This window comes from Streptomyces sp. KR55 (assembly GCF_052245645.1).
Classification (GTDB): Bacteria; Actinomycetota; Actinomycetes; order Streptomycetales; family Streptomycetaceae; genus Streptomyces; species Streptomyces flavusporus.
The window spans coordinates 1-2,318 of sequence record NZ_JBQQCE010000807.1 but is presented as its reverse complement, the minus strand read 5'-3'; the positions used below and the strand labels follow the sequence as shown (position 1 = coordinate 2,318).

The window sequence follows — 2,318 nt, the reverse complement described above, 5'->3', positions numbered from 1 at the left end:
GACCTGGTGGTGGTGTCGTCAACGGAGGCACCCCGCCCGGGCGGCGGCCGGCGTACCGTCCGGGTCGCCGATCTGGAGGGCGAGCGCCTGGTGATGTTCCGGCACGGCTACGACCTGCGGGAACTGACCGTCGCCGCGTGTCGCTCCGCTGGGTTTGAGCCGGATTTCGCGGTGGAGGGTGGGGAGATGGACGCGGTGTTGGGGTTTGTGCGGGCGGGGCTGGGCATGGCCGTCGTACCGCGGATGGTGGCGGCCCGGTCCGGGCGCGGGCTGCGGGTGACCCCGCTGGCCCGGCCCGGACTGCACCGGACGATTGCGCTGGCGCATCGCAGCGATGTGGCTCCGCCTCGGGCCGCGAGGGAGTTGCAGCGGATGCTGCTTGAGCGGTGACACTCCGCTGGGGGCGCGGTTTCTGGATCGCCGTTTTTGTTAGCGCCGTGCAGATCTGCGGGTCGTGTGTGGCTGGTCGCGCAGTTCCTCGCGCCCCTTACGGGGCGCTGCGGAACCGCGGAGTGTCCGTGGCTGGTCGCGCCCACGGTGGGGGTCCCCCCCCGCTCGAGCGCAGCCGAGAGTGGGGGAGGAGCCGCACATCGATACAGCCCCGCGCCCCTGGCGGCGCTGCAGCCCCGGTCGACCGAGAAGGACCCTTACCCCGTCGCGTCCACCAGGGCCAGTTCGTGCAGGCGCTCCGGTGGGCCCGGACGGGCGTAGTACCAGCCCTGGGCCGTGTCGCAGCCCAGGATCCGCAGCTGCTCCGCCTGGGCGCCGGTTTCCACGCCCTCGACCGTCACCGCGAGGTTGAGGCTGTGGGCAAGCGAAACGATCCCCTCGACGATTTTGAGGTCGACGGGGTCGGCCGGGAACTGCTGCATGCCCTGGGTGAAGGAACGGTCCAGCTTCAGGATGCTCACCGGCAGGCGACGGAGGTTGGCGAGGTTGGAGTAGCCGGTGCCGAAGTCGTCCAGAGCGATGTCGACCCCCATCTCGGCCAGCCGGCGCAGCGGCTTCAGCAGGTCGTCGTCGGCGCCGATCAGGGCCGACTCGGTGACCTCGAGACAGAGCGCGTCGGGCTCGACGCCCGCGGCCTGCAGGATGTCGACGGTGTCCTGGACCAGGCCGGCGTGCGTGAGCTGGCAGGGCGAGAGGTTGACGTTGATGCGCAGCGGGGCGGTGGCCGTGTCGGCGTGGCGCTCCCGCCAGTCACGGGCCTGCCGCACCGACTGCTCCAGGACCCAGCGGCCGAGCGGAACGATCAGGCCGGTGTGCTCGGCGAGCGGGATGAAGCGGTCGGGGCCGAGGACGCCGTGCTGCGGATGCAGCCAGCGCACCAGCGCCTCGGCGCCGCGCACGCTGCCGTCGCCGAGGTGGACCAGCGGCTGGTACTCGATGAAGAACTCGCTGCGTTCCAGAGCCGTGGGCAGCGCGGTGGTCAGCCCGTGCCGGGTGATGACGCGGGCGTCGGCCTCGGCGTCGGCCAGCTCGAACCGGTTACCGCCCGCCGACTTGGCCCGGTACATCGTGATGTCGGCGCTGCGCAGCACCTCCGCCGCGCTCCGCTCCCCCGCCGCGCCCTCGACGATGCCGATGCTGCCGCGCACGGTCAGCTCCCGGCCCTCCACGGTGACCGGGGCGACCAGCGCGTTCATGATGCGGGCGGCGAGTTCGTCGACCTCGCGCCGGCTGTCGGGGCCGGTGGTCAGCGCCACGAACTCGTCGCCGCCGAGCCGGGCGACCATCTCGCCGGGCGCGGTGGCACAGGCCTGCAGCCGGTCGGCGACCTCGACGAGCAGCCGGTCGCCGGCCGCATGGCCGAGGCTGTCGTTGATGGTCTTGAATCCGTCGAGGTCGAGGTAGCACAGGCCGAAACGCCGGCCCTCGCCGGCGTTCAGCACCTTCTCCAGGCGTTCGAAGAACAGGGTGCGGTTGGGCAGGCCGGTGAGGGCGTCGTGCGTGGCCTCGTAGCGCAGCCGGAGGTTGAGCAGCCGCCGCTCGGTGGTGTCCTCCATGAGGGCGAGCTGGTACTGCGGGTTGCCGTCGGCGTCGCGCAGCAGGGAGACGGTCAGATTGGTCCACAGGACCGTTCCGTCAGGCCGGTAGAAGGCCTTCTCCACGTGGTAGTGCTCGCGCTCGCCGCGCACCAGTTCCTCGTACAGCCGCCACACCTGGGGCGCGTCGTCCGCGTGCGTCCACTCACGGAAGTTGCGGCCGCGCACGCTCTGCTCGGAGCCGCCGAACATGCGCAGCAGCGCCTGGTTGGCCTCCAGGACGTTTCCGTCCAGGTCGGCGATGCCGATGCCTATGGCCGCGCCCTCGAACAC

2 protein-coding genes are annotated in these 2,318 nt (G+C 71.7%); one reads left to right on the top strand and one right to left on the bottom strand.

Annotated features, from left to right (window positions below; translation table 11 throughout):
• A partial coding sequence (locus ACTWQJ_RS50335) for a LysR substrate-binding domain-containing protein (RefSeq protein WP_443313035.1) occupies window positions 1-390 on the top strand: 390 nt, incomplete at its 5' end.
• A gap of 257 nt (window positions 391-647) precedes the next feature.
• Here ACTWQJ_RS50335 and ACTWQJ_RS50330 read toward each other — a convergent pair.
• The coding region (locus ACTWQJ_RS50330; RefSeq protein WP_443313034.1) for a putative bifunctional diguanylate cyclase/phosphodiesterase at window positions 648-2,318 on the bottom strand (1,671 nt) is incomplete at its 5' end.